The 23,342-nt window shown below is 40.8% G+C and carries 14 protein-coding genes and 2 pseudogenes; 11 read left to right on the forward strand and 5 right to left on the reverse strand.

Features of this window, described 5'->3' with window-relative positions; genetic code table 11:
* Nucleotides 1-41: 41 nt before the first annotated feature.
* The gene (locus G622_RS0103315; RefSeq protein ID WP_026509498.1) at nucleotides 42-3,554 is read right to left on the reverse strand and encodes a glycosyl hydrolase 115 family protein; all 3,513 of its coding nucleotides are present in this window, start codon (nucleotides 3,552-3,554) and stop codon (nucleotides 42-44) included.
* A gap of 238 nt (nucleotides 3,555-3,792) precedes the next feature.
* Between G622_RS0103315 and G622_RS0103320 the strand changes: the two genes are divergently transcribed.
* On the forward strand, nucleotides 3,793-5,463 hold the full coding sequence (locus tag G622_RS0103320; RefSeq protein ID WP_026509499.1) for a putative bifunctional diguanylate cyclase/phosphodiesterase: 1,671 nt from the start codon (nucleotides 3,793-3,795) through the stop codon (nucleotides 5,461-5,463).
* 110 nt (nucleotides 5,464-5,573) lie between these two features.
* On the opposite strand, the gene G622_RS0103325 is transcribed toward G622_RS0103320, so the two are convergent.
* Nucleotides 5,574-6,521: a phospho-N-acetylmuramoyl-pentapeptide-transferase gene (locus tag G622_RS0103325; protein WP_044957040.1), complete on the reverse strand. Its 948-nt coding sequence runs from the start codon at nucleotides 6,519-6,521 to the stop codon at nucleotides 5,574-5,576.
* A 169-nt stretch (nucleotides 6,522-6,690) separates the two neighbouring features.
* Between G622_RS0103325 and G622_RS0103330 the strand changes: the two genes are divergently transcribed.
* On the forward strand, nucleotides 6,691-7,770 hold the full coding sequence (locus G622_RS0103330; protein ID WP_026509501.1) for a GGDEF domain-containing protein: 1,080 nt from the start codon (nucleotides 6,691-6,693) through the stop codon (nucleotides 7,768-7,770).
* 126 nt (nucleotides 7,771-7,896) lie between these two features.
* Complete coding sequence (locus tag G622_RS0103335) at nucleotides 7,897-9,069, forward strand: DUF3048 domain-containing protein (RefSeq protein WP_081675159.1); 1,173 nt, start codon at nucleotides 7,897-7,899, stop codon at nucleotides 9,067-9,069.
* Nucleotides 9,070-9,139: 70 nt separating this feature from the next.
* Here the strand turns inward: G622_RS0103335 and G622_RS0103340 are convergent, their stop codons facing one another.
* Nucleotides 9,140-11,026, reverse strand: coding sequence for a putative bifunctional diguanylate cyclase/phosphodiesterase (locus G622_RS0103340; RefSeq protein ID WP_026509503.1), 1,887 nt, complete (start codon nucleotides 11,024-11,026; stop codon nucleotides 9,140-9,142).
* Nucleotides 11,027-11,299: 273 nt separating this feature from the next.
* Between G622_RS0103340 and G622_RS0103345 the strand changes: the two genes are divergently transcribed.
* The 5 genes from G622_RS0103345 to G622_RS0103365 all read left to right on the forward strand — a co-directional run bounded on the left by G622_RS0103345 (nucleotide 11,300) and on the right by G622_RS0103365 (nucleotide 18,153).
* Nucleotides 11,300-12,016 (forward strand): ABC transporter ATP-binding protein, encoded by a 717-nt coding sequence (locus G622_RS0103345; RefSeq protein ID WP_026509504.1) that lies wholly within the window; start codon nucleotides 11,300-11,302, stop codon nucleotides 12,014-12,016.
* Between the two features lie 9 nt (nucleotides 12,017-12,025).
* Nucleotides 12,026-14,737: an FtsX-like permease family protein gene (locus G622_RS0103350; protein ID WP_026509505.1), complete on the forward strand. Its 2,712-nt coding sequence runs from the start codon at nucleotides 12,026-12,028 to the stop codon at nucleotides 14,735-14,737.
* A 224-nt stretch (nucleotides 14,738-14,961) separates the two neighbouring features.
* Complete coding sequence (locus tag G622_RS0103355) at nucleotides 14,962-16,182, forward strand: tyrosine-type recombinase/integrase (RefSeq protein WP_026509506.1); 1,221 nt, start codon at nucleotides 14,962-14,964, stop codon at nucleotides 16,180-16,182.
* The gene (locus G622_RS21485; RefSeq protein ID WP_049945661.1) at nucleotides 16,179-17,123 is read left to right on the forward strand and encodes a tyrosine-type recombinase/integrase; all 945 of its coding nucleotides are present in this window, start codon (nucleotides 16,179-16,181) and stop codon (nucleotides 17,121-17,123) included. The genes G622_RS0103355 and G622_RS21485 overlap by 4 nt, the downstream gene beginning before the upstream one ends.
* On the forward strand, nucleotides 17,113-18,153 hold the full coding sequence (locus G622_RS0103365) for a tyrosine-type recombinase/integrase (protein WP_026509507.1): 1,041 nt from the start codon (nucleotides 17,113-17,115) through the stop codon (nucleotides 18,151-18,153). The genes G622_RS21485 and G622_RS0103365 overlap by 11 nt, the downstream gene beginning before the upstream one ends.
* Before the next feature lie 147 nt (nucleotides 18,154-18,300).
* On the opposite strand, the pseudogene G622_RS21490 reads toward G622_RS0103365, so the two are convergent.
* A pseudogene (locus G622_RS21490) lies at nucleotides 18,301-19,005 on the reverse strand (group II intron maturase-specific domain-containing protein); the annotation flags it as partial.
* 196 nt (nucleotides 19,006-19,201) lie between these two features.
* Here G622_RS21490 and G622_RS0103375 point away from each other — a divergent pair.
* From G622_RS0103375 to G622_RS0103385, 3 genes are read left to right on the forward strand one after another with little or no spacing between them, the layout of a single operon-like run.
* On the forward strand, nucleotides 19,202-20,437 hold the full coding sequence (locus G622_RS0103375) for a site-specific integrase (RefSeq protein WP_026509508.1): 1,236 nt from the start codon (nucleotides 19,202-19,204) through the stop codon (nucleotides 20,435-20,437).
* Nucleotides 20,430-21,413, forward strand: a complete 984-nt coding sequence (locus G622_RS0103380; protein WP_026509509.1) for a tyrosine-type recombinase/integrase — start codon at nucleotides 20,430-20,432, stop codon at nucleotides 21,411-21,413. The genes G622_RS0103375 and G622_RS0103380 overlap by 8 nt, the downstream gene beginning before the upstream one ends.
* Complete coding sequence (locus tag G622_RS0103385) at nucleotides 21,394-22,404, forward strand: tyrosine-type recombinase/integrase (RefSeq protein WP_026509510.1); 1,011 nt, start codon at nucleotides 21,394-21,396, stop codon at nucleotides 22,402-22,404. Before G622_RS0103380 ends, G622_RS0103385 begins: the two co-directional genes overlap by 20 nt.
* Before the next feature lie 115 nt (nucleotides 22,405-22,519).
* On the opposite strand, the pseudogene G622_RS21495 reads toward G622_RS0103385, so the two are convergent.
* Nucleotides 22,520-23,215 (reverse strand): annotated as a pseudogene (locus tag G622_RS21495) (reverse transcriptase domain-containing protein); the annotation flags it as partial.
* Nucleotides 23,216-23,342: the final 127 nt, after the last annotated feature.

Raw genomic sequence — 23,342 nt, forward strand, 5'->3', positions numbered from 1 at the left:
GGCTCGCACTAGACTCGAAAATACCTCGTCAAGTGCTCTGCTCAAACCATGGCAGGTGGTAGTTCATCCGTTGATGTCATGTAAAACTGCTCAACGCGCACACCTGCCGAGAGAGCATAATACCTTAGTGTATGCTTTCCTCCCCGAAGCTTTACATCGATAAGAGGAACCCATCGCCATATGTTCTCTGCAGAAAATCTCCAGACAGATTGTCCTCCGTAGAGATCTCTCTCAGAGTATATCTTATCGTCTACACCTATCGTAAAGTGGGCTTTATCTGCATCCCACATAAGAAGCTTTCCCCATATTCTATAGGTACCGCCTCTGGTTTCCACATTATAGTGAAGCGAAGGTGCCTTCTTTATGGCACTCATGCCTCCCCAGGTTGTTCCATTGTATCTTTCAAGAGCCTTTTCATCCCTTATGTACATGGCAAGACCTGTCTCACCGTGTGAAGGAGCATTACAATAATCCCAGCCCTCTCCTTCCGTGTAGGCCATCCTCGATTCAGCAAGTGCAGATGCAGCCTCTATGAATATTCTTCCATCCTTTTCCACAGATATGTGTTCACCCTGACCGACTATCTCTGTCGCTGCCATAGGAGAACCATAGTGTGATAAGAACTCCATGTGCTCGCCAATCTCAAGGCAATTACCCTTTTGCTTTCTAAAGGCATAATATACGGGTCTTGGTGGAAGCTCATAAGCTTCTTTTCCGTAGAAATCCCAGCTGAACCCTGCAGCATCAAAGCTTAACGGAAGTCTCAAATCTCCGCCTCTTATACCAAGAGTGTTCTCCTGCCTCTCTCTTGTATATATAACAAATCTGGAAAAGGAGAAGTACTTATCAACTGCATGGAAAATAATCCTGTGGGATCCGGGTTTAATGTTTGGAAGACGAAGATAAAGCTTATCCACATTATTCCTTACATTATTCTTCCACTCGCCCTTATAGGCATCATTGGCCTCAGTCTCAATAACCTCTACGGGATTCTCATCAACTGAAACTCCAATTCTTATCCTTCCCTTGGAATTAAGCGAAGGGAATCTGTGAAGCTCTAATAAAAATGCTCCTGAGCTTGTAACAGTAACCTCATAGGTAAGAGTTGCACCTTCTGTCCTTGCTTCAACAAGTGAGCCCCTCTGTCTTCCAAGGTTTGGAATGCGTACCCAGGCACCTGATAAATCTCTTACCATGTCCGCCTCGATCCTCAGCATTCCGTCATCCTCCATATGCGGAGGAAATACTATATTGCCCTGTCCAAGAAGAGTGATTCCCCTAAAGAGCTTTGCTTCAACAGGAATGATATGACTTTCCCCTGTCATAAGCGCCATAACATGGATTGAATCCTTTATGGAAACAACGGGATCATCTGTTTTAACCTCACCCTTTTTTGTCAAAAGCTCTGTCAGATCCGAAACCTGATTCCAGTCAACCTCAAGAAGTAATCTTTCTTCCCCGCTTATCCTGATATCGCCGTGTCCTTCAAAGCCAACCATGCTCTCATCTGTTATTCTGAGCCAGGATGGCAGATCAACCGTCACAACAATTTCATTTTCACCTGCATTTGCAATCTCAAACCATTTTTCAACAGGTTTAACAAAAGTCAGAGCATTTTCCTCATTCTGACAGGTCACTATAAGATGATCCTCTGATTTTCTTATAGGCGGCTTACATGCAGGATGCATTGCTGTTCTCGGCGGAGGGAAATCCTCAGGCGTCATGACGCCATCCCACTTTCCGTCAGCCATAATGTGATTATAGAAATAAAGCATGCTTCGCCTTGCATGATCAAAGGCCAGAGATCTTGTGGTATAGTCCGCGGCACTGTGGGTTTTTCCCTGTCTTATGCAAAGATTACTTCTGTCAGCGTAGTAATACATGGCATAAGTATAGTAAGCTGCATGAATTTTCATAAGAATAAGCTGGAAAAATGCATCCTTCTCATTGTCCGGCAAAGAATGATAAATCCTGTTCCCGGTCTTAAACATATATTCATATCTGTGGATTCTGCTTACCGCTTCATCGGTATAAGCTGTCTGGGAAAAGGCGTCAGCATCCATCTGTTCAACTTTTCGAACATTGGTAAGCTGATCAAATTCAACCAGCATGGGTGCCAGTTTTTTCCCGTGATGACCACTAAAGGTTTCATCTATCCACTTCGCCAGAAAGTCTATTTCATCCGCACAGATAGTGTCTGCTTTTCCGATATCCCAGGCAAGCTGTGCATAATAGGTCATCTGCTGTTCAAGGGGCTTTATCGCACCGAAATTAGTGACCCAAAGTTTGCGGATACCTTCCTCATAGGCTTTTTTTAACTCATTCCTGGTCTGGGAAAGCGGAATAGAGCACAGGAAAAGATATGATGAACCCGGCGGTGCCCAGTAGGAATTGTGATAATACAACCCGTTTCCACCTGATCTTCTCTTCTCATTTTCATTTGGATAGCGCCTTACATGGCCGTAATTGTCATTTACCCAGATCAGAGTAAAATCATCCGGTATCGTAAGTCCGCCATCATATAGCTCAAGAAGCTCCTTGTAGGGTACAAAAATCTTCATAGGAGTGTAGTCCAAAGTGCTCTCAAGAATCTGCTCCTGTGCCTTTATAACATCTTCAAGCAGCTCTATCTTTGCATTTTTAAGCTCTTCTCCTCTCAACCCCGTAAGTGCTACAGGTTCAAACTCAGTATCATTTATCCCTCTCATTCCAAGGGTGTAGGTTACTTCATAGTCCCTGGTCTGTTCAACTGCTTCCTGCCAGTATTCTATTATTGCGTCACGGCTCTTCTCAGAAGCGGAAAAATCGTAAGGCATTCCGCCATAGCCCTTCTTTTCAAGCCATGGTCTCCACTCCTTATTATTGCTACGCATAAGCATATCACAGTGGGAAGTACCGATAACTATTCCCATCTTGTCCGCAAGCTTCGCATTCTCGGGATTGGCATTGAAGGCGTTGACATGCATGGCAGGCCAAAGATAATTCATCTTAAGACGCAGCATCAGTTCGAATATCTTTTCATAGGTTTTTATACCTATAGTTGTCTCACCCAGATACCTCTGTGCCCAGTGATCCAGCTCTTCCTCATCATTTATGAAAATGCCCCTGTATTCAATGCTCGGATGGTCGGAAATATGATAATCATCAGGAAGTGATATTTCCGTCTTTGGATGGATCGGAACATCTGCCATAAAGTACCAGGGAGACACGCCAAGAACCGATCTGCAGAATTCATAGATTCCGAAAACCGTTCCCCTCCTGTCCGATCCTGCTATAACAAGGCGTCCTCTTCTGTCTCTTATAACGTAAGCCTCTTTTCTGCGCCTCCCATGGGAACTGAAAAGTCCCACAAGATCCTCTTCCTCAAAATCCTGACATACTCCTACCGTACCCACAAGAATCTGCTGTGAATCAGGATCATAGACCTCTGTATTAATTTGAAGTACACGTTTGAAATCGCGTATCAGATTCGATACCGCGAGTTTGACCGCTTCAGATTCGCGCTCACTGATCGTCACCACGACCGATGAGTACTGTCTGATAGTTATACCCATAACTCTCCCCCCATGAGATTTTTGGTTACTATCTGGTTAATTACAAAAATGTTAATTAATATTTTATCAATTTTTTATAATTTTGTGTTATAGCACTTTGCCGAATATTTTCTTTTAAATTGTCTAAAATGACGATTTATTAAAGCCTGGCTGAAACCTGTAAATACTTACTTGTTTTAATTAACATTTTGTAGGACAATAGAAATGGTCGCGTTAATTTCATATTAAGTGGGCGTATATGGAAAATAATATTCTAAATAGATTTATCCAAATCTTATCAGACACAGACAATACTATCGAGGCTGCGGAAGAAGCCTTTGATTTGCTTGCGCCATCCTTTAATATTTCACAGATTATCCTGGATTTAAATATACCTGAAACAAGACAGACCCCCACCGGTGAAGTCAGGCATATAACTGTCTACACAGGCGATATAGCTAATGATTCAGGTGCTGAGATCGTGTGGCTGGAGGAGTCACAACGGACCTTTGAAAACGGTATGATCTCCATCCATGTATACGCTCCCATCGAAACGAACTGGACTGCAGATGAGAGACAATTACTGCTCTCAGCCATCCGCATTTTCCTTATTCACATGGGCAGATTCCGCCTGGAGGAGCTTGTTCAGAAGAGTGCTCTTACACAGTATCTTACAGGTCTTCCCAATTCAGGAGGCTTTATTTCCTTTGCCACAAGGAAGATGATCTCCGGTGATATTAATAGATTTAACTCCTATTATTTTAATTTAAAAGGATTTGGTCTTATAAACAGACGCTTTGGCAATGAAGAAACAGACAATATCATCAGAAGATATGCCAGGGCCTTATTGGAATTCTGTAACGATGATGAAATTATCGGTCACCTTGGAGGTGATAATTTTGTGGCGCTTATCCGCAAAGAGCGCACGGGAGATTTCCTTGCTCTTTTGCAGAAAACCGAAGTTTTCGGTATCCGTAACGGTGAAAAGATTCCTGTTTATATAAGTGCAGTTGCGGGTGTTTACGATATAGATGATTCATTAAAGAATCCAGGTCAGACCATCGGAAGAAGCTCTATCGCCTGCAGTGTTGCAAGGTCACTTTCAAATGAGCCCTTCCTGTTCGTCACAAAGGAAATGAGCACCAAGGTTTATCGTGAAAAACAGATAGAAGACAGCTTTGAGGATGGACTATCCAACAACGAATTCAAAGTTTTCTACCAGCCTAAGGTTGACACTAAAACCAATACCCTTATTGGCGCCGAAGCCCTTTCCCGCTGGTTTTATCATGGAGAATACGTTTACCCTGCTGAATTTGTTCCGGTTCTGGAAAGGAACAGTTACTCCATAGGTCTCGATATATATGTAATGGAAGAGGTCTGCAGTACTATCCGCCAATGGATAGATAAAGGTCTGGATCCTGTTCCGGTATCGGTCAATTTCTCAAGAAGTGATCTTTCTGATGACAGGCTCGCAGATCAGATACTGGCCATTACCCAGAAATATAATATCGACCTTGACTATATACAGATTGAAGTCACTGAAACAGCTACCCAGAAGGAGAAAGGTCTTATTACCGATTTCCTTAACAAGCTAAACGGCATGCACATTGCCAGCTCCATCGATGACTTTGGTACAGGTTATTCCTCGCTGGGAATTTTAAGGGATCTTCCTGTATCCACCATAAAGATCGACAAGTCCTTCATCGATAATGAAATTTTGACAACCAGGGATGAAATCGTCCTTAAGAACATTATTAATATGGCAAAGGAGCTCGATATCGAGGTCATCACAGAAGGTGTGGAAAGACCTGATCAGATAGCGCTTCTTCAGCGGGTAGGCTGCGACCATGTGCAGGGCTTTTTCTATGATAAACCACTCAGCCTTGAGGAATTTGAAGAACGCCTAAAAAACAAAATATATCCGGTATAAAAAAGATTTATAAAGCAAAAAACGTCTTTCTCCAAACGAGAAAGGCGTTTTTCACATAAGACCTACCGTGTCCATTATTCACAGACTATATATAATGTCCTGATAATTAACTATAGTGCTGCAAAAAGTATTGAGATCACTATCTGCAATATTACAAATCTGATAACTACCTGAGTGTCTGACCATTCCAGATTTTTCCTCATATGATCATGGATTGGTGTTCTCAGGTTAGTCATAACATGCAATTTCAAGAATCTTATAAGCGAAATCTTTAAAAGTCCCAGCCCACCATCAATAATAAGAACCAGAGACAACATCAGGTATGCAAAAGGGTGTCCTGATTTCATGGCAATTAGAGCTATAAAGAATCCCAATGCTCTTGAACCGGCATCTCCCATAAGCATGGAGCTTGGAGAGCAGTTAAAGTAAAGGTATGCCAGAAGTACTGCTGAAAAAAGCTGTCCTGCAGTAGCCATACTTCCGAGAGGTTCAGAGAACATTATTGCAAATGACATTATGGTTACAATTACAAGGGATCCACATAATCCATCCACACCATCAGAACAGTTGGTAACATTGATCGCAACCCAGATAAGAATGACTCCCAGTATGAAATACACAGGGTATGGCAATTTAAGCTCAAATGCAAGAAATTGAATCGTGCTGTCGTTATGAGCTAAAAATGTAGCCATGGTAGCAACTGATATAACAAAATCTATAAGACCCTTTTTATACTCGTTCCAGGGTTTATCAGACGCATCATCAAGATATCCGCTCAGCATTATAAGAAACAGCAGTCCCAAATATATAATCAGTTCAAAGGATAACGGCAAAAACAGTATTGATGCCAGAATAAAGTCGATAACAAAGACTATTCCCACGCCTCTAAGCTTACCCTTTGAAAGGGCTCCGTTCACTGCAAATGCTCTCCCCTGGTCCTGGGGCAAAAAAGAAAATCGCATATTTAATGAGATAAATGTAATCACATATGCGACTATCATTCCTATTGCAGCTGCCTGAAACTGCGTAAATCTGCTAATCAGTAGTTCATATAACATTTCTATTCTTCACTCCTCTGTTTCCTTATTAGCTTAATTTTATTCTGATATTTGCACATTCATGTTATAATTTCTTAGACTCATAAAGTATTTTAGAGTTATCAAAATAATATGAAGTGCGGGCAAAACTATAATCCCGACATCATTATATTAACGAAGGTAGGAAAGAATGGCAACTGTTTCTAAATTCCCGGATATCATAAAGAACTATATGAATCCGTATATTCATTCAACCATTAAGGATGGCTTATATCGCTTGAATATCGCGGCAACCCGTAAAATTTCACTGGTTTTCTCTATAATAGAATTTTTTATTTTGCTTTATTATATTTTTTTCAACAGGATCATACTGTCTTCAAAGGGAGTACTGCCCTCTACACTGCTTGCAATAACAGTGAGCATCACAACTTTTCTTATTTGTGATCACGGGCTTAAATCTTCAAACCGCCCTTACAAGGCATATCGTTTTGTCTGCATCGCTTATTTTATCCTGCTTATAGTCTTTGGCATGTTCGTATCATACTTTAACTATACCAGAGGACATCAGATATTTACTTTCTTTTCAACAATAGTCTGTCTTGTTAATTTTATATTGCTGCCGCCTGCCCTCAGTTCAGTAGTGATAGGTGGCTCATACATTATTTTTTACCTTTTTCTCTATTCCTATGATCATGCATTGCAGGTAAATCTTTTTAATTACTCTCTGTTTGCCATGCTGACCATTATCGGATCATATAACAAATACAGAATGCAGGCCACAGAGCTTGAAAGAATCCATCGAATAGAGCGAATGAATGACATGCTTCAGAACGTTCCAGTGCATGACAATGTCACTGACATGAAAAACCGCTACGCCCTTCGAGACGATTTCAATTCATATCAGAATCATCACATTATTGTTGTTATGCTTGATCTTGAAGATTTTAAGAGCATCAATGCCGAGCATGGTCAAAAAGCCGGTGATTTGATACTTAAGCAGGTGGGTGAATGCATAAAAACCCATCTCACAGACAGTCATTCCTACAGATATGGTTCAGATTCATTCCTTATAATTCTTCAGGACATTGAGCTGAGTGATGCACTTCAGCGTCTTTCTATCTGGGAGAGAAACATGGCGACCTTAAGCGTACCGGATATTGATCAGCAGATTCATTACACCAGTGGTTACTCCCATGGAACACCAAGGGATGAGGATGAACTCAGAATGCTGATAGAAGCAGCTGACCGCAAGCGAAGAGACTTTTCATGACCATATTGGATAATGCTGCCTTTTGCCCAAAAATTGTCATTTTTGAAAATATGCTTTTTCAAATACTTCTTTTCTGTTAAAATAATGAAGGTGTGTCTTAAAACACATTTTAAGGAGGATTATGTTATGAAATTTAATAAACGAATTGTAAGCGTCGTGCTCACAGCAATGATGCTCACATCTGCCGTAGGATGTAGTAAGTCCGAGACACCTGCAGAAGATTCATCAGAAGGACTCTCCTGGGAATCCATTCAGGAGGAGGAACCTGCAGAGGAGACTGTTGAAGAAGCTCCTGTTGAAGAGACTGAACCTGAACCGGAAATTGTTACAGCAGAGATTCCTGCCGGTATGTATAGAAGTGAGCTCACAGGTGAACCTATCAGCGAGTCACTTAAGGATCAGCGTCCTATCGCTGCAATGGTTGATAACGAATCAATCGCACTTCCTCATTTTGGTATTTCAGAGTGTGATGTAGTATACGAAATGATGAACAGTACACAGAACGGACGTATCACCCGTCTCATGTGCCTTATGAAGGATTGGGGTTCAATCAAGCAGCTTGGTTCTATCAGAAGTACAAGACCTACAAACATCATCCTTTCAGCAGAATGGAATGCTGTACTTTGTCATGATGGTGGTCCCAAGGTTCATATCGATCCCTATCTTGCCAAGGAATGGGGTAACAACCACTTCTCAGGTACATTCTCCCGTGTAGATAACGGTAAGAAGAGAGAATATACAGAGTACATCCTTGCAGGCGATCTTGAGAATAACTTCTCAGGCAGCAATTTCTCAACAACATATAATGAATTCACTCCCGACGGAGTTAAGGATGCTCACTTCAACTTTACTCCCTGGGGTAATGAGATAAGCCTTGAGAACAAAGGCTATGCTAAATGCATCGATGCTAACACTATAGATATCATTCCTTTTGAGCACAACAGCTCAAAGCTCGTATACAATCCTGATACCAAGGAATATGAGTATTATGATTATGGTAACCCTCACAAGGATGGCGAAGACGGTGCTGTTCTTTCCTTCAAGAATGTAATTCTTCAGAAGTGCACCTTCAATCAGCTTGATGATCATGGTTATCTTATCTACAACTGTATTGATATCAACCAGCCCGGTTACTACTGCACAAACGGTAAGGCAACAGATATTGTTTGGACAAAGACCGGTGAGCTTGTAAAGACACAGTTCTTTGATTCACAGGCTAACGAGCTTGAGATCAACAATGGTAAAACCTATATCGCACTTGTTCCTGCAGATACATGGGATCAGCTGGTAATTGAATAATAGAATGTTTAAGGCGTCGCGAAATGCGGCGCCTTTTATCTTCTCATCTATAAACAAATTCATTCCTGTCTTATTCTATCAGTGTTTTGAATGTCTCAGCCGGAACAGGTCTTGAGAAGAAAAATCCCTGTATCATCTCACACCCGATAGCCTTCAGATACTCATATTGTTCCTCAGTCTCAACACCTTCTACAACTATTGGCATATCCAGCTTTTTGGTCATTTCAACAATAGTGTTTATAACTACCTTTCCCTTTTCAGATGAGCCTATTCCGTCCATGAATTTCATATCTGCCTTCAATATATCAACATGTGCATTTTTGAAGGTATTAAAGCTGGAATAACCGCTTCCGAAATCATCCATAAGTATTCTAAAACCAACCTCTTTAAGTAAGTCCACTGTATTGAAAAACTTCTGATTTTCCGCCACAAATGCGCTTTCCGTAATCTCAAGCTTAAGATCATTGGGAGACAGGTGATACTTCTTAATCAAATCAAGAATGATCTCATACAGGTTTTCCATCTGCAGATCTCTTCTTGATATATTTACAGATACCGGCGGTACAAGGATGCCCTCCTTTCTCCACTCAGCAATCTGCATGCATACAGTTTCCCAAATATAGATATCAAGTTTGTTGATAAAGCCATTCCTCTCGAACAGTGGTATGAAATCACCCGGACTTATAAGTCCGTAGTTTTTATCCTTCCATCTTACAAGAGCCTCCGCACTGCATATTTTCTTCGTCTTTGCATCATAGATAGGCTGAAAGTACGGTATAAAGCTCTTATCGTTAATGGCTTTATCACAGTTATGAAGCATATATGCCTGCATTTCAAACGCATGATTTAATGTATTATCAAATACTTTCTCATGCTTATCATATTCGTATCTTATGGCGTTCATGGCGAACTTAGCCCTGTCGCACATAAGCTGCGGATTCATTTTCCTGTCAGTTACTGGATATACCCCTGAATACAGTGACAACGTATAATCTATCTGTTCTCCAGGATACATTTCATCAAGCGACAGGCTCCCCTGAAGCATCCAATATGATCCATTTGGGAACAGACCTGCGAAGTTGTCCTCACCCAGGTATGCAAGCTCCACCTCCCATGAAAACTTCCTGCGCATTTCAGCAGCTACGCGCTTCAAGATATCATCACCACGCTCAAATCCGAATCTCTCATTAACATCCTGAAAATCCCTTATATCCAGAAGACAAAGCTGATAATCAGTATTAGGATTCAGTAAAAGATCCTCTTCCACTGCCCTGAAAAATGCCTTTTGGTTATATAATCCAGTTTTGGGATCGGTAGGGTTATCAACAAGATAAAGCATAACCAGATTAAATGTAACAGCTGCAGCAAATGCTGACCCCATATACTTAAAATCAATGATCCAGTTGTTCATTATAAGCATGAAAAAAACTACCATCACCATAGCAGAGATAACAGATGCAGCCACTTTTCCAAGTCGTTTTAGGTGTCTCCATGCCAGATAAATAGTAACCAGCACATATATGGCACTAAGAGCAGTTGACAAAACTATAAATACTATCCTCTCCGGTGTGACTAATCCCTTTACATCACTAAAATACGCAATATGATTAATAGGATTAAGAATCAGAAGATAAATCAATTGAAGAGCATAGGGAAGGATTGACAATAGCGGTGCCTTTTCCCAGTACCTTGCAAGGCCTATGGTTATCTTAAGACCGCAAAGAAGATAGGTATTTAAAGCAATTATCAGCATGGTCTCACTGGCAACATACGAAATATCGCTTCTAAATCCTATGTATTCTTCATATAATTCCAACGCCCAAATAAGAATTATGTATGCAATTGTGACATCAATTTCAAGATCAATCCATATCGTGCCTACTGTGCGGCTAATACTTCTTGCCCTTATTGCTAGTATGCCGATTGCTATGATCCCTAAACTAAGCAGTGTGATCATATACTAACTCCCAACTTATTAATGATTATACATAAAAATAACTTAAGAACGGTGGACCTCCCTTTTTTTTCAGATATTCTTTATATCATTTTTACAAAATATCGAATTTTTGAAGAAATATCATTTTCTGTTTTTTTCCTGATTACAGCAGTATTTATTATATTTTTCTAAAATGTATAAAACATATCCCAGGCATAATGCGTTTCTTAATCTAATCATGTTATATTCAAATTAACTATTGGAAATTATCCTTATTGTGCTTTGGAGATAATTATGTCAGAAACAAAAAAAGTCATAGTCAGTTTAAATAACGTCTCCAGAGAATTCGGTTCCGGTGACGGAAAACTTGAAGCATTAAAAAATATCTCTTTAGAAATATATGAGAATGAATTTGTTGTCATACTGGGCGAAAGTGGCTGCGGAAAGACCACTATTCTAAACATAATCGGAGGTATGGATCATCTGACAACCGGAGAGCTGAAAATCGAAGGCATAGATTATTCTCATCCTACAAACAAAGAGCTTACCGAATATCGAAGGCACTATATAGGCTTTGTTTTTCAGGATTATCATCTCATGCCCAACCTTACTGCAAAGGAAAATGTCGAATTCATATCCGTTCTATCTGAAAACTCAATGTCACCGGATGAGGCAATTCGTGTGGTAGGTCTTTCTGAGAGGGCAGGTAACTATCCTGCACAGTTAAGCGGTGGTCAGCAGCAGCGTGTGTCAATAGCGCGTGCCATCTGCAAACACCCAAAACTGATTCTCGCTGATGAACCAACAGCAGCACTTGATTACTCCACAAGCATTGAAGTACTGTCCGTTTTTGAACGCATTGTAAGAGAAGAAGGCACTACAGTTGTAATGGTTACACACAACAACGAAATAGCAAAAATGGCTGACAGAATCTTTAAGATAAAAGACGGTCAGCTTGACTCTATTGTGATTAACGATGTTCCTGCCAGCGCAAACAGCCTTACCTGGTAATTTATGCCTATGAAAAAGATACATCTTACAGATTCACTACGAAATATAAGAAAACAACTTGTAGCCTGGTTTTCCATCATCGTTGTAGCATCCTTTGCTACAGCGGCTTATTTAGGTCTTACGTATTCTTCTTTCGGGCTAAAAAGTGCAGCAGAAACTGTTTATACCCAGACAAATTTCAGGGATATACAGATTTCTTCAAATTGCATGCTCTCTGAGTCTGACCTGTCTGAAATTGATGCAATTGATGGAATCACAACCGTTGAAGGAAGACTTCGCTCCTTTGCAAAGCTTAAGACAGATGAGAGCACAACGTCCATTACAGCGGCATCTATACCTGAAAAAATCGGAATTCCCACCATATCCTTGGGAAAACTTCCACAAAAATCCAATGAATGCATAATAGAAGAAATTCTTTCCCAAAAGCTTTCCATTAATGTCGGAGATACCATACAGATAAAAGATCAGTATGATGAGGATCCACCTGAGCTGAATGAAAACTCTTTTCTTGTCACAGGAACTTTTACCCACGCAGAGCATCTGACCTATGACCTTGATGAGTCCTACTGCGTTCTCGTCCCAATAGATGCCTTTGATAGCTCCAAATTTGATAACTGTTACAGTTATGCTGAAGTCATTTTTGATAAACCATCAGGAGTGTCTTATTTTAGTGATGTTTATTTTAATCTTGCAGATGAATATATAGATAAAATAGAAGCTCTGGGGGAAAAGCTCGCACCTGTACGCTATAACAACTATGTAAGCTTCATGAATGACCAGCTAAAGGACAGCGAAAAAGAATTATCTGACGCTTCTTCCGACCTGGAGCTTGCCGGAAGAATGGTCTCTTCACTTAACGGTAAAACAGGTGAAGTCATGGCAGACCTGGGCAATATGCTATCTGTAATCATCAGCAAGGACCCTGTAGAATATAAAACCGCCGATGAACAGATTTCCGATTATGAAAAGGGCGTTAAGGAATATGATCATGCCGTAGACCGTGTTGAGGACACCCGTGAGAATCATAATAAAACCGTAGCAAAGGGAGAAGGAATCTGGTATGTATTTAACAGGAATGCCAACCCATCCTTCACCTATACCAAAAACAACTTCGAAAATCTTAGAAACCTGAATATGACCTTCTCCATACTGTTTGTTCTGATTTCCGTAATGGTTGTATTTGTATCCCTTTCGAGGATGGTTTTTGAACAACGTTCTATCATCGGTATATCAAAAGCCCTGGGGATGCATAGTAGCGAAATATTCGCAAAATATCTGATCTTTGGTCTTTCAGCTGCTATGATTGGAGCTTTTCTTGGCATACTTCTTTCGCTTTATATTATTGAACCTGTTATAGCCCTTGGCTATGGTGACCACTTCTTTTTCGGGCGATTTAAATTAGTTGTTGAAATAACTCCTACAATAGTCACCATAATCATAGCTCTGATTGTTGCCATACTTGCCATATACTTTTCATGCGGTTCACTTATGCAGGATTCTGCCCAAAAACTTCTTTCTGAACGCGTTCCTAAAGGACATTTGAAAGCACTTGAAAAGTCTCCTTTTCTAAGAATGCTCCCTCTTTACAGCAGAATTATACTGCTCAATATGCGCTCTGATATAATCCGTGTCATTGTCACAATACTTAGCGTAGCAGGATGCTGTTCTCTTACCCTTATTGGTCTTACACTTCGCGCATCAATAAACGGTTCCCTTGAGAGACAGGTCAACGATTATACGGGATATGATGCCAAGATAACCATAAACACATCTGTATCTAAGGATGTCACACAGAAAGTCTCAACGCTTCTTGATAAAAATGGCATTTCCTATCTTTTGTTTTTGGATAAACAGGGGAGTGTTCAAATTGACGATACTACAGAATATATAGAGTTTCTATTATCAGATGACCTGAATCTCCTATCCTACTATCATCCGATCATTGATCACTATACAAACCGTGATTTGCTGTCAATGACAGCTACAGATAAGGCTCCGGATCCAAATAACGGACTTCTGATAACTACCAAGATGTCTGAAATATATAACCTTGCACCGGGGGATAGTATCTATGTTCTTGATGATCTGGGTTATAAACACAGTGCCGTAATAAGCGGAGTAATAAATAATTACCTTGGAAGATACATAATATCGACAAAATCCTACTATGAGCAGATCGTTAATACGAATTATAATGACAGCACTTTCTTCATAACCTTTAGTGATAAGGCAAAAGAAAACGAGCTGATAGATGAATTATCAAACATTTCCGGATTTGAGGCTTATACTCCGGCTTCTGAAGAGGTAGAAACTCTTCAAAATGTAATTATTGTTCTTAATCTTATTGTTGTTCTCCTGATCGTACTCTCAGGTATCATGGCCTTCTTTGTCATCCTGGGACTCGCAAACATGTACCTGGTATCTAAAAAGGGCGAACTGACAATAATGAGAATTAATGGCTATACGGTACGTGAAACCATCGTTTATGCCATACGTGAAGTAGTATTTACCACTTCTGCAGGTATTATACTTGGGATAATTCTTGGATGTATCATGGCACTTTACATTTTGCGTACCATGGAACAGTTACATTATATGTTCCTTCGCACACCGGATATTCCTTCATGTATTATCTCATTCATTATTACCACCATATTTTCTGTAAGCATTTATTCTATTGCCATGAGTAAGATAAAAGATTTATCGCTGAATGACTTCTAAAATCTCCCTGGCTAGTGCTCTCTTTTAGATAAGAATTTCCTTTATGAATCGAGTAGGAGGGAGTGATTAGCTCCCGTCCTCTCACAGCACTTATCCCGACTTTCGAGTTATCTTGAAATATGATATTTTTTCTTTTGTCCTCGGTGCTTTCTGAGTGAAATTTCAAGATAACTTATGTACCTTTAGTAGTGGAACTGCCATTAGATCTACTACAGGAGGTGCATATGGGAATGTATTTATCTGAACTAATTGAACAGGCAAATAAATGCTTGGAGAACATTGGGCTATCATCAGGAACCATAGATGATTACCAGTGTTCTGCATTTCGACCGATTGAAAGAAGACTTGGTAACTCTTTCATCACTGATTCGAGTATTATTCAAGAGCAGGAAACACACTTTTTATGTTTATTCGATAGCGAAGCTATCAGCAGACAAACCTTGAACTGGAGAATCCGTGGAATTCGTATTCTTGTAGAAGTCTTTGATACTGGCTGCTTCGATTGGAAAGTCTTTAGCAAAAAGAAGCTCATTTCCATCCCTAAAGCTTATGAGGACCTTCTCGAACGCTTTATTGAAAAACAAACTTGTAGCGATAAAAGGAAAGCATGTAAACGATCTATATGTCGGAGATTTCTGAATTATTTATCTGACGAAGGGATTATAGAAGTCTCGTCTATCCTTCCTCAGCATGTAAGTGGCTTCATTATTGAAATTTCAAAAGACCGTCCAAAAAGTATGGATGATGTCATCAGCTCCCTTAAAGGTTTTTTTCAGTTTCTATGCGGGTGTGGCATGTATGACAGCAACCACTGGTTACTGCTTTCTGCTCCAAGAAGTAGGGATTATCGGGTTCGTGACTGTGTAACAATCGATGAAGTGATTGACCTGCTTGAGAGCATCCCTCGTGATACACCTTGCGGAAAAAGGGATTTTGCAGCAATGTCCCTCGCAGCTGTCAGCGGTTTGCGTGCTGGAGATATTGCCGCACTGGAGTTTGGTGATGTTGATTGGAAGCGATGTGAAATCCGAATAATACAGGGAAAAACTTCAGAGCCCCTAATTCTGCCTATATCAAAAAGTATGTTGAATGCCCTGGCAGACTACATCTTGAATGGACGTCCGAAAACAGATGACAAACACATTTTTGTACGCCATTGTGCACCGTTTTGTCGTTATCATGATGGAGTGTCTATTGCATGTATCTTCCGCAAATACCTGAAAAAAGCAGGCATAAAGCATACAGTTGGTGACGGGAAGACTTTGCATGGTATGCGTCGCGGTCTTGGGACCGGCATGGCAGTTAATGGAGTATCTGTTGATCTTGTTGCTCAGGTCCTTGGTCATAATGGAACAAAGGCTACAAAGCAATACATTTCCGCAGACATGGAGAGGCTTCGTGAGTGTGCTCTCAGCCTTAAATCATTGGGAGGTGATCTGCGATGAACATCTCCAATTGCATCAATGGAATGCTTGAATACAAAGAAAGCCTTGGCTTTTCTAAGGATACATATGAGTATTTCCTCAAGGATTTTTGTAAATATTTCATAGAGAACGGTTATTCACAGTTCACAGAAGAAACTGTTTCCACATGGTGCATTAGAAGGCCAACCGAATCGCCAGAAGGCTTTCGTCGGAGGATCACACCGTTACGCGAATTCTCCAAATATTTATGTGCCATAGGTGAAACGGAGTATGTGATACCGACATCTATTTTACCGATTACGCATAGGGAAATGCCATATATTATCACAGATCAGGAACTACGGAATCTTTTTGCAGAATGTGACAGAGAGCCATTCTGTAAGCAGAGCCCCTGCCGCCATCTGATTATCCCTGTGATTTTCCGGTTGATATATTGCTGCGGTTTACGTCCTAATGAGGGACGCGAATTATTGCGAGATGATTTCAATGAGGTAGAAGGTACTCTTTTCATAAGAAAGAATAAATCTCACAAAGAAAGGCGTATTCCTCTTTCTGATGATGTCGCTGCTATGTGTCGAAACTACCTGCACGATAGCCGTAAAGTAATTCCGAATACTGAGTACATGTTTCCGTCCCCGGACGGGGGCAGCTATGAACGCAAATGGCTTTCTGAAACATTTCGCCGCCTGTGGAATGCATCAAACCCTGACAGCCCAGCAAAAAAAATCCGTGTTTATCTTCTCCGACACAGATTTGCTACTGCTGTATTTACGAAATGGCTTAATGAAAACGCAGATCTCTACGCGAAAGTACCATACCTAAGTGCTTACATGGGACATACCAAGTTTGAGGATACTGCATACTATATTCATCTATTACCCGAGAAGCTCTTATCATCTTCGGCAGTGGACTGGTCAAAGTTCAGCAGCCTGATTCCGGAGGTGAAAGACGATGACGAATAATGCACTGTACTTTTATCGGAAAATACGGGATTATTTGAACATATATCTTCCAAACCAGAGAGGAGCGAGCCCGAATACTATAAAAGCATACAGAGAAGCCCTCAATGCGTTTATTGATTATAACGTTTCTCTTGAAAATCCCTTGAAACAGATTTCCTTCAGTTGCATTTCCAAAGATGCTGTAGAAAGCTTCCTGGATTGGCTGGAAAAAGGCAAGGGTTATAGTATCAGCAGCAGAAATCAGAGGTTGGCTGCAATTAAATCTTTTATGAAATATGCATCAGAACGAGATAAAACACTCATGGCTCTGAATCTCGAAATAGCGGATATCACAAAGAAGAAAAATACCGTTCCTCATGAGATTGAGTTTTTTAGCGAATCTGCTTTATCAATAATACTTGAACAACCTGACCAGAACAAGCGTAATGGACAGCGTGACCTGGTTTTTCTTATCCTTTTGTATGATACAGGTGCCAGAGTGCAAGAAATCCTTGACCTTCAGCTGCGGGATATCCATTTGGATGGTAATAGTCCTTTTGTTAGCGTGACAGGAAAAGGACGGAAAATGAGGACAATTCCAATCATGGAAAAGACTCGAGACCATCTGATAAAGTATTGTCGAAAGTTCCATCCATCTGATCAACCGGATGATTATCTGTTTTATACTGATCGTAAAGGAATACGATCACAAATGTCAGCGGATAATGTAGGTAAGTTTATTGCAAAATACGGCAGACAGGGTCATTTGAAATCAACAGAAGTTCCGGAACATCTGTATCCGCATATGTTTCGGCATTCGCGTGCAATGCACCTTTATCGGAATGGAATGCCATTGCCTTTAGTGGCAGAATGGCTTGGTCATTCCAAAATGGATACCACGCGACAGTATTATGCAAATGCAGACACAACAATGAAGCAAGAGGCTATTGAAAAAGCAACATCAAAACTCAACCCACTAATAAATGGTGAATTAGATATTGATTGGGAAGATGATGAAGAGCTTCTGAAGAAACTTTATGGTTTGAAGTAAAAAAGTTATCCCGACTTTCATCAGGCAAACTCCAAGAAGACAGTATATCTGACAGTAAGTTTCAGGATAATCAGGAAGTCGGGATAAGTGCTGTTATCCTGAATTCAGGATAACAGCACCGTACGTACCGTTCGGTATACGGCGCTTTCAATAGTTGACGTGCACGGACTGATAGGCTGTGGCTAAATCATAAAAGCCACTGTTTATCAGTCTTTCTTTTGTCATCGCCATGTTGACTGCGACTGTATGTGTGGTAAACCAATATCCACGCCGACTGTTTCCAGCCATGTACGCCAAGTCCTCGGGTACACCCATCTTAATCAGATTTCGCACCTTTGTCTTGGGCTTCTTCCATTGTTTCCATATACACATACGGATTCTGTGATAGAGCCATCCATTGATCTCGTCGATGTTATTCTTCATGCTTGCTATGCCGTAATAGTTAAGCCACCCTCTCGCATATACCTTGATTTTCCCAAGACTCGGTTTGATGGACTGTACAGACTTACGGGAAGATAAATCTTTCAGTTTTGACTTGAACTTCTTCCATGACTTTGGATGAACCCTGACGAAAACGCCACTTCCGTTCCTTCCCAATGCAAAGCCAAGGAATTTAAAATTTCGGATTGCAAACGCGCTTACAGTACGGCTTTTCTCTCGATTAACCGTTAGCTTCAGTTTGTCTTCGAGATATTTCGTACTGCTTTCCAAGAGTCTCTCTGATGCTCTTTTGCTTTTCGCTAGAAGAACGATATCATCTGCATATCTTATGCAGGGCACACCTCTTTTCAGAAACTCTTGGTCAAACTCATTGAGGTAGATATTCGCAAGAAGCGGAGATAGATTTCCACCTTATGTCTAGTTTTGTGTTATGCATAGTTAGTGCTCCTCAGCGCAGAATTCATATGGTTTAAGCGCTATATTACTCGGCATAATTCAATATCCCTATCCTTTTAGTATGCAGTATATACTTTTTGATTATCAGACTTATAAACGCAGTGTTTATCCGCTATTCTGTAATCACCAAAAGATGAAAGGAGGCTTCGATATGACTCTAACAGTGATTACAGATGGATTACTATCATTACTTGAAAAGAATAATTACAATCCTGCGACCATCAGGTTTTATAAACGAGAATGGTCAAAGATCAGCCGCTTTATCCTCTCCGAGTACGGAGACGAAGAATTCGACATGGAACGCGGCATGGCGTACCTTGAAAAGACCTATAACCTTGTAACCAAATATAACGATGGCACATTGTCCCAGCAACGGGTGCAGCTTTTAAGAGTGGTCCATATGTTGGAGGATTATCGTCTCCATCAGGTGCTTACTCAGCGATTCTATGCAGCTAAGAATCCGATTAAGCTTAATGAATACTTTTCTGGAATTCACGACAAGTATGTTGAGTTTTTGAACTCTCCTGAGATTTCAAAAAGCACACACAAACACTATAAGCGCATTTCATTAGTTTTCATGGATTACCTTACTCAAAAAAGTGTGTCTGATATCAATGAACTGGATATGGAATTATGCAATGGCTATATCAAAACTTTGGCAGGTTTCAGTTTCAAAACCATTGAACAGGATATATGCGGGCTCAGACATTTTCTTCGATATCTCAAGGATTCAGGCATTTTTGAGAACTCCTTTGCTGATAAGATTCACGTACCACTCGTATCAAAGACTTCTCACATTCCATCCGCATGGAAGCCTGAAGAATTGAAAAAACTGTTGGCTGCTGTGGATCGTAACAGTCCTATCGGGAAACGGGACTATGCCATGATGGTTCTTGCTTGTGTAATGGGATTAAGAATCAGTGATATCAAAGCATTGCGTTTTTCCAACTTTGACTGGAATAACAAAGTCTTGGCTATTGTTCAGCATAAAACCAAAAAATCACTGACACTTCCTCTTCCGGACCAGGTAGGCTGGGCTGTTATTGATTACATCAAAAACGGACGACCTGATTATGACGGTTCTGATTACGTGTTTCTAAAGCATATGCCTCCATTCAATTCGTTTTCTGATAGCGACCATTTGCAGCAACGTATCATATACCACATGCAGAAAGCTGGCATACGCAGGGACAAGGACAGACACTCCGGTTTTCATTCTTTAAGACAATCCGCAGCATCAATTATGCTGGAAATGGAAACTCCGCTACCTGTAATCACTACTGTATTAGGGCATTCAGACATGGATATAACCGCTGTGTATTTAAAAACTGATATACAAAAGCTTGCTGAATGTGTCCTACCTCCTGAGGATTTTGCCCATGAGTGAATATACCTTTAAAAGCGTGTTTGCTGATGATATAAAGGAATTCATTTCATTAAAAAGAGCACTTGGGTTCAAATACGTTAGTGAGCAGGGAATGCTACAGCGCATAGATACATATTTTGCAGATAACAATGTACCTGTCCGGGAAATCACAAAGGAAATCTCTGATGGGTGGTGCAGGAAGCGAAGTCATGAGACATTAACAAATCAGTCCAACAGAATAAGTGTTATGCGTGTTTTTGCAAAATATCTGAATGATATAGGTGTGGCTGCTTATATTCCATTATCGGGCACATCAAGTAAAAAACATCATTACAATGCTCACATATATACAGACGATGAACTTAAGCGATTCTTTGCAGCTGTAGATGAAAGTAAGTCTGTGCCTTCTGAATGCCCGTACCGGGGCCAGGTCATGCCTGTATTCTTTAGGATACTTTACACGAGCGGAATGCGTGTATCTGAACTCAGGCTGGCTAGGATAAGTGATATAAACCTCGATGATGAATATATCATTGTGAAAGGCGGCAAAAATCAAAAGGATAGGATAGTACCTATCCACCACTCTCTTGCAGAGAAATGCAGGGAATTGAAATGCAGTATTCACAAGGATTCTTCAGATGACGAGTACTTTTTTATGCAGTACCCTGGAAGACCCATGACCTTAGTATGCGTTTACAAAAACTTTCGCAGATATCTCAGAAAAGCAGGCATCCCACATACAGGACGAGGCCCACGTGTTCATGATTTTCGCCATACTTTTTGTGTTAATCTACTGCTCAAATGGAGCAAAGAAGGCAAAGATCTGATGGCATATCTTCCATATATGAGAACCATGCTTGGCCATGAGGGATTTGAGGAAACAGCATACTATCTCAAACTTACTGCAGAAGCATATCCGTTCATACGTGAAAGCCTTCAGCGGAGCTTTCCGTCTATTATTGAGGAGGTGACCTTCGATGACAGGGACTACTACTGATTTTTCAAAAGCAGTTACTTCCTTTTTAACTGATTATCTGCCTCTGCAGAGGGGATATTCAAAGAATACCATCTTAAGTTACAGGGATACGCTTAAGCTATTTGTACTGTTCCTGACTGAGGATAAGGATATGAAGTTGTCAAAGTTCACCATGGCAGATTTTTCACGTCCGCTTATTGTTGAATTCCTCGAATGGTGCAGAAGCCGGGGATGTTCAGTATCAACGACAAACCAGAGGTTGGCTGCGCTGAAATCCTTTTCATCGTTTGCGCAGATAGAGTACATTGACTATATCGCACCGCTTCTGGATGTGCAGGCTGTTCGTTCCAAAAAAACGGAAGGCAGGGAAATATCCTTCCTGAGTGCAGAACAGATGTCAAAGCTGATCAATTATCCAGATGCCAATACGTGCAGTGGACTTCGCCATAGGACAGCGCTTACGCTTCTTTATGATAGCGGCTGCCGCGTTCAGGAATTGTGTGACATAAAACTAAAGGACATAAATACCAATACTAATCCTACGCTGCGACTTCATGGAAAAGGTGATAAATACCGAACAGTTGTCATCGATGATAAAACCGCAAGGCTTGTAAAAGAATACATAATCCGCCTTAGGAGTGGTGCCATGCCAGATCATCCGCTTATAACCAATAGAAGCGGTAAATCCATAAGTAGAGATGGCATACAGTACATAATTGATAAATATGTTTCTAAAATCCATAACGAAGACTGCTCATTTCCTGCGCATGTCCATTGTCATCAATTCCGCCACAGCAAGGCAATGCACATGCTCGCAGCCAATATAAACATCGTATATATCCGCGATTTTCTCGGACATGAAGATATTTCCACGACCATGATCTACAGTAGAGCAGATAATCGTCTGAAAAACGAAGCCATAAATGCTCTGGCGCCTAAAGTAACAGATAACATTAACCTTCCCGACTGGAGGGCGGATTCGGAACTTCTAAGCTTTTTGAACTCTTTTTAGCAAAATGTTATGCCGAGCTTAACATACCTTATTAGCACAAACATTATATCTGTGAGGTTTAACTCGGCATAACAACTAGCTCGACATAAGGTGGGTTATGTAGATATCCGCATAATCCACCTTGCGGTGAACCTTCCTCTGTATCAATGACCACTCCGTTTTCCATTACCCCACTTTTCAGATAACGCTTTATTAGTTGAACTACACGTTCATCCTTCACATTCTTTCTGAGGAGAGTGATAAGGATTTCATGATTCAAGGTGTCGAAATACTTTGATAAGTCCAAGACTACCGCAAAAGTGTAACCTTGTTCTGCGTATTCCTTTACCTTCTGTATAGCATCCTTTGCGCTTCTGTTTGGACGATAGCCGTAGCTTCCGTCCGCAAACAATGGTTCATAGATGGGCACTAACTGTTGAGTTATTGCCTGTTGGAGTGTTCGGTCTATCACGGTAGGTATGCCAAGCTTGCGCACACCACCATCTGGTTTTGGAATCTCAACTCGCCTGACTGGCGATGGGGTATACTTGCCGCGGTATATGCGGTCAATTAACTCCTGTTGATGTTCCTTAAGGTACGGAAGTGCCTCTTCAATGGTCATACCATCAATACCTGGCGCTCCCTTGTTTGCCTTAACTCTTTTGTACGCTCTGTTAAAGTTATCCTTATACAGTATCGCTTCCAAGAGCTTCGGCTGTGCACTGTCTCTTTCTTTCCATATCCGATTGAATGACCTAAGCGCTTTCGCATACCCTTCATGTTCCGCACTATCTCTTTGCGAACAGCCATTATTATCTATGTTTTCTGCCATTAGCGGTCATTCCTCCTTTCTCGGTCATACTTAAGACTCCTACTGATTCGGTCCTTCGGTTAGCATGTCCATGTTTCCATGTCCATATCCCTACTATGACCTCTGCTGACTTCTGCGTGCTCAGCAC

Origin of the sequence: Butyrivibrio sp. LC3010 (genome assembly GCF_000424385.1) — a bacterium.
In the GTDB taxonomy this organism is placed as follows: Bacteria; Bacillota; Clostridia; order Lachnospirales; family Lachnospiraceae; genus Butyrivibrio.